Source organism: Rhodothalassium salexigens DSM 2132, from assembly GCF_004341375.1.
GTDB classification, from domain to species: domain Bacteria; phylum Pseudomonadota; class Alphaproteobacteria; order Sphingomonadales; family Rhodothalassiaceae; genus Rhodothalassium; species Rhodothalassium salexigens.
On record NZ_SLXO01000005.1, the window covers coordinates 226,502 to 232,830 of the forward strand.

Genomic DNA, 6,329 nt, shown 5'->3' on the forward strand with positions numbered 1-6,329 from the left:
CCGTCACGTCACCCCATTCCCCTTCATCCGCGATTGCTCCCCACCGACGCCAGGCGTCCGGTGGCTCCGCGAGCCCTGCGAGACGAACAGACAATGACAAGACCTTTTGCCGACCGACCGTTGCTGGTCACCAGCCTGTGCATCCTGATCGGCCTGACCGCCTGCCAGCCCACCCCCGAGGGCGACGGCGGCGAACACCATCATGGCCGCTTGGTGGTCAGCCAGCCGATCGAACGCGACGTGGCGATCACCCGCGATTATGTGGCGCAGATCCATTCCAGCCGGCATATCGAGATCGCGGCGCTGGAACCGGGCTACCTGGAAACCGTCGCGGTCCAGGAAGGCCAGCGCGTGAAAAAGGGCCAGGCGATGTTCAAGATCCTGCCCTTGACCTATCAGGCCGAACTGGAACGCGCCGCGGCCGAAACGCAAGCCGCGCGGGTCGAGTATGACAACACCGAACGTCTGACCCGCAACGATGTGGTTTCGGACAGCGAATTGGCGCTCGCCAAGGCCAAGTACCAACGCGCCAAGGCTGAACAGCAGCTGGCCCAAACCCATCTGGGCTTTACCGATATCAAGGCGCCTTTCAGCGGCATCATGGACCGGCTGGAAATGCGCGAAGGCAGCTTGGTGGAGGAAGGCGACCTGTTGACCACGCTGTCCGACAACAGCCACATGTGGGTCTATTTCAACATCCCCGAAGCCGAATATCTGGACTATGCGAGCAGTCCCGAAGGCGTCATCGGCCGTGAGGTGCGGCTGTTGATGGCCAACAACAAACTGTTCGATGAGCCGGGCACCATCACCACCATCGAAGCGACCTTCAACAATCAGACCGGGACGATCCCGTTTCGCGCCGATTTCCCGAACCCAACCGGGCTGCTGCGCCATGGTCAGACCGGCAACATCCTACTGACCACGCAGGTCCCCGACGCGCTTTTGGTCCCGCAAAAGGCCACCTTCGAGGTCCTGGACCACACCTATGTCTTCGTCGTCGACGCCGACAATGTGGTGCACCAGCGCCGTGTCCACATCGGCGAGGAACTCGAAGACCTGTTCGTGATCGACGGCGGACTCGAAGAGGATGAGCGCATCCTGCTCGAAGGGCTGCGCCAGGTGCGCGACGGCCAGCACATCGACTTCACCTTCGAGCCGCCGGCAGCCGCCTTCGCCGACCTCAAGCTGCCGGCCGAGTGAGAGGGAGAGGACCGATGTTTTCCAAGATCCTGCACCGGCCGGCCCTGGCCATCGTGATCTCGCTGATCCTGCTGTTCCTGGGCGCTCTGGCCATCGTCACCCTGCCGGTTTCGCAATTTCCGTCGGTGGCGCCACCGCGGGTGGTGATCTCCATCGCCTATCCCGGCGCCAGCGCCAAGGTGCTCGAAGATTCCGTGCTGATCCCGCTCGAACGCTCGATCAACGGCGTTCAGGACATGAAATACATGATCTCCGACGCCACCAGCGCCGGCGAGGCGACCATCCAGGTGGTCTTCTATCAGGGCACAGACCCCAATGAGGCGGTGGTCAATGTGACCAACCGGGTCAACAAGGTGAAGTCCCTGCTACCGCCGCTGGTCCAACGCGAAGGGGTGATCATCAATCGCGTCCAACCGCAGATGCTGATGTACGTGAACCTGTACAGCACGCAGGACGACGCCGATATGAAGTTTCTGTTCAACTATGCCGGCGTCAATCTGCTGCCCGAGATCAAGCGGATCAAGGGCGTCGGCAACGCCTCGATCCTGGGCAGCCGGCAGTACGCCATGCGGGTCTGGCTCAAGCCAGACCGGATGCGCGCCTATGACGTCTCCACCGAACAGGTGATGGAGGCGCTGGCCGAACAGAGCGTGATCGGCTCGCCCGGACGACTCGGCCGAGCGTCGGGCGCCACCTCGCAATCGCTGGAATATGTGCTCACCTATCAGGGGCGGTACAAAACCCCTGAACAATATGGCGACATCATCCTGCGCGCTACCGAAGAGGGCGAAATCCTGCACCTGAAAGACGTAGCACGGATCGAACTGGGCAGCGAATTCTACGACATCTACTCCAACCTGGATGGCCACCCCTCAGCCGCCATCGTGCTCAAGCAGAGCTACGGCAGCAACGCCCAGGACGTGATCGCGCGCGTCAAGGACAAGCTCGACGAGATCAAAGCCGAGTCCTTCCCGCCGGGCATGGACTATGAGATCAGTTACGATGTCTCCAGTTTCCTCGACGCGTCGATCGAAAAGGTGCTGCACACCCTGATCGAAGCCTTCCTGCTGGTCGCCCTGGTGGTGTTCGTGTTCCTCGGCGACTGGCGTTCGACCCTGATCCCGACGCTGGCGGTACCGGTGTCGCTGATCGGCACCTTCTTCTTCATGCAGGTGCTGGGCGTGAACATCAATCTGATCACGCTGTTCGCGCTGGTACTGGCGATCGGGATCGTGGTCGACAACGCCATCGTGGTGGTCGAAGCCGTCCACGCCAAGATGCACGAAACCAATCTGTCGCCCTACCGGGCCACCCAAGAGGTGCTGCACGAGATCGCCGGCGCGATCATCGCCATCACCCTGGTGATGACCGCGGTGTTCGTACCGGTCACCTTCATGACCGGGCCGGTGGGCGTGTTCTATCGCCAATTCTCGATCACCATGGCAGTGGCGATCGTGCTGTCCGGGGTGGTGGCGCTGACCCTGACGCCGGTGTTGTGCGCGATGATCCTTAAACGACCGTCGAGCGAGCCGCGTCGCCGAGGCCCGCTCGGCCTAGCCCTCGACACCTTCAACAGGGGCTTCGACCGAGTTACCGGCGGCTATATGGCGATTCTGCGTCGGATCGTGCCGCGCCGGGTGGTGACCTTCGGGGTGCTGGCCGCCTGCGGCGCCGGCATCTACGCGCTCAACACCCAATTGCCCGCTGGCTTCATCCCCAATGAAGACCAGGGCATGCTCTACGCCATCATCCAGACACCACCGGGGTCCACGCTCGAACGCACCTACGCCAAAACCCGCGAGTTGCAGGAGATCGCCGAGACCATCGAGGGCGTCCAGTCGGTGTCCGCACTGGCCGGCTATGAAGTGCTGACCGAAGGCCGCGGCTCCAATGCCGGCACCAGCCTGATCAACCTCAAACCATGGAGTGAACGCGACAAGACGATCGATGACATCGTCGAGGAATTGGAAGAAAAGACCCGCGAAATCTCGGGCGCGACGATCGAGTTCTTCGGTCCGCCGGCGGTGCCCGGCTATGGCGCGGCGGGCGGCTTTTCGCTGCGGCTGTTGGACAAGACCAACAGCGGCGACTATGGCCGTCTGGGCGAGGTCAATGAGCGGTTCATGGCGGCCTTGCGCGAGCGGCCGGAACTGCGCGGCTTGTTCACCTTCTTCAGCGCCAACTACCCCCAATACGAGTTGCTCATCAACAATCGGGTCGCCATGCAGAAGGGCGTGTCGATCGGCAAGGCGCTCGACACTCTGTCGATCCTGATCGGCAGCACTTACGAGCAGGGGTTCATCCGGTTCGGCCGCTTCTACAAGGTCTATGTCCAGGCCGACGCGCAATACCGGCGCATGCCCTCGGATCTCGACGACCTCTATGTGGAGAACGAGGCCGGTGAGATGGTGCCCTATTCGGCGTTCATGAGCGTGCGCAAGAAGCAGGGCCTCAACGAGATCACCCGCTATAACGCCTACCCCTCGGCCGCCATTCAGGGCGCACCGGCCAAGGGCTTCAGCAGCGGCGACACCATCGCGGCGATCAAACAGGTGGCCGACGAGGTGCTACCGCGCGGCTACGACATCGCCTGGGCCGGCTTGTCGTTCGACCAGGCCCAGCGCGGCAATGAAGCCCTCTACATCTTCATCGTCGTTCTGGTGTTCGTCTATCTGGTGCTGGTCGGCCAGTATGAGAGCTTCCTGCTGCCACTGGCGGTGATCATCTCGTTGCCGGTGGGCGTGCTGGGCTCGTTCCTGCTGCTCAAGCTCATGGGGCTGGAAAACAACGTCTACGCCCAGGTGGGACTGGTGATGCTGGTCGGCCTGTTGGGCAAGAACGCGATCTTGATCGTCGAATTCGCGGTCCAAAAACACCGCGAGGGCCGGACCATCCTCGACGCCGCGATCGAAGGCGCACAGGTGCGCTTCCGTCCGATCCTGATGACCTCGTTCGCGTTCATCGCCGGCCTGGTGCCCCTGGTGCGGGCGACCGGCGCGGGCGCCATCGGCAACCGCACCATCGGCGCGTCGTCAGCCGGCGGCATGCTACTCGGAACGCTGCTCGGCGTGCTCATCGTGCCCGGCCTTTATTACGTGTTCGGCAAGCTCTCCGAGAACCGACACCTGATCCAGGACGAGCACGACGCACCGCTCAGCGAAACCCTCGAATATGGAGACAAGTGACGATGCGCACCCGTCGATTGATTCCGTTGCTCGGCGCGGCCTGCGTGTCGACGCTGTTGCAGGCCTGCGCGCCCTCGCCCACGGCCGTGTCGCCCGACATGGTCACGGCGATGCCCGACGGTGCCACCCTGCCCGACGATTTCGCGGGCACGGGCGAAGACCAAAACTCGGCTGGCGTGCCCTGGCGCCAGTTTTTCGACGACCCGACGCTCGTCGCCCTGATCGACACCGCGCTCGACGGCAATCAGGAACTCAACATCCTGTTGCAAGAGATCTCGGTGGCGCAAAACGAGGTCCGGGCGCGCAGCGGCGAGTATCTGCCGTTTGTCTCGTTACAGGCTGGCGCCGGCGTGGAAAAGGCCGGTCGCTACACCCGCGACGGCGCGGTGGAGGAGCAACTCCACATCAAGGAGGATCGCGAGTTTCCCGAACCCCTGCCCGACTTCCTGTTGTCGGCCCGGGCATCTTGGGAGATCGATATCTGGAAGAAGCTGCGCAACGCCAAGAAGGCGCAGGTATTGCGCTATCTGGCGACCGCCGAGGGGCGGCGCTTCGCGGTCACCCATGTGGTGGCCGAGATCGCCCACGCCTATTATGAGCTCAAGGCGCTCGACACGCACCAGGCGATCCTGCGCCGGATGATCGAAACCCAAGAAGCCGCGCTCAAGACGGTCAAGCTGCAAAAGGCCGCCGGCAAGGCAACTGCGCTCGCGGTGCGCAAGTTCGATGCCGAGGTGCTGAAGAACAAAAGCGAGTTGTTCGCAGTCGCCCAGGAGATCACCGAGACGGAAAACCGGCTCAATCTGCTGATCGGCCGCTACCCCCGTGCCATCGACCGGCGGAGCGATGACTTCGCGACCCTCGACCTGCCCGACCTGCATGTGGGCACGCCACGCGACCTGCTCAGCCACCGTCCGGATGTCCGCCAGGCTGAACTGGCCCTGGCGGCAGCCAAATTGGACATCGAAGTGGCGCGCGCGCGCTTCTATCCCTCGCTCGACCTGACGGCAGCGGTAGGCGTACGCTCCTTCCAGGTGGGGTCGATCGCCACCATGCCGGAATCGCTGCTGTACAATGTGGCGGCGGATCTGATGGTGCCGCTGTTCAACCGGAAGGCCATCCACGCCGCCTATGACAGCGCCAATGCGCGCCAACTCCAGGCGCTCTACGATTATCAGCGCACGGTGCTCAAGGCCTATGTGGAGGTGGCCAACCTGGTCTCGCGGCTCGACAATCTGGACCGCAGCCTGGACCGCAAACGCGGCCAGGTGGACGCTTTGTCAAACGCCATCGACATCGCCACCCGGCTCTTCAAGTCCGCCCGCGCGGACTATATGGAGGTGCTGATGACGCAACGCGATGCGCTTGAGGCGACGCTCGAACTGGTAGCGATCAAACAGTCCCAGGTCGATGCCTGGATCAGCGCCTATCAAGCGCTCGGCGGCGGCACGGAAGGGGCCCCGGCGCAACTCGCCGCGACGCCACAGGCCGCGGCCGAGGGCGCCTGAGCCTCGGGCGGGGGCGCCAGATCCGTCCCCGCCCACCCACCTGATAGCGCGCCCCGCTACCGAGGATCGTCGACGAGGTCGAGCACGAGCACAAGTCGCGTTTCGCCCGTGCCCTCGATGGGGGGCGAGCGGTGTAGGAGGCCCGAGCGCGGGCGTTCTGGCCAGAGCGTCCCGCGCAGCAGGATCGGGGCGCCGGTCGGCACGGTGAAGATACGGCCCGGCTCGGCCCCGTCTGTCGAAATGCCGTATTGCGTACCGGTTCCCCGGTAGGTGCAGACCAGCCGCGTCGTCACGGCGTCTATGTGAAATCTCCGGCAGGCATTCGTCGTGACCACGTCGAGCCTAGGGGCTGTTGACGAAGTGGCGGAACCAGAGGCGGATCGAGGTGAGATGGATGAAGCCGAGATAGCTGTCGGCGGTTTTGTCGTAGCGGGTC

3 protein-coding genes and 2 pseudogenes are annotated in these 6,329 nt (G+C 63.5%); 3 read left to right on the plus strand and 2 right to left on the minus strand.

Going from position 1 to position 6,329, the window contains the following annotated elements:
- Nucleotides 1–93 precede the first annotated feature (93 nt).
- The 3 genes from EV659_RS08790 to EV659_RS08800 are packed head-to-tail and all read left to right on the plus strand — an operon-like array spanning nucleotide 94 to nucleotide 5,893.
- A complete protein-coding gene (locus tag EV659_RS08790; RefSeq protein ID WP_132708495.1) occupies nucleotides 94–1,200 on the plus strand; it encodes an efflux RND transporter periplasmic adaptor subunit in 1,107 nt (368 codons plus the stop codon).
- A gap of 14 nt (nucleotides 1,201–1,214) precedes the next feature.
- Complete coding sequence (locus tag EV659_RS08795) at nucleotides 1,215–4,385, plus strand: efflux RND transporter permease subunit (protein ID WP_132708496.1); 3,171 nt, start codon at nucleotides 1,215–1,217, stop codon at nucleotides 4,383–4,385.
- Nucleotides 4,386–4,387: 2 nt separating this feature from the next.
- On the plus strand, nucleotides 4,388–5,893 hold the full coding sequence (locus EV659_RS08800) for a TolC family protein (RefSeq protein ID WP_132708497.1): 1,506 nt from the start codon (nucleotides 4,388–4,390) through the stop codon (nucleotides 5,891–5,893).
- Between the two features lie 56 nt (nucleotides 5,894–5,949).
- On the opposite strand, the pseudogene EV659_RS15220 reads toward EV659_RS08800, so the two are convergent.
- Nucleotides 5,950–6,237, minus strand: a pseudogene (locus EV659_RS15220) (DUF1826 domain-containing protein); the annotation flags it as partial.
- Nucleotides 6,236–6,329: pseudogene (locus EV659_RS15225) on the minus strand (IS5 family transposase); the annotation flags it as partial. The pseudogenes EV659_RS15225 and EV659_RS15220, both read right to left, overlap by 2 nt.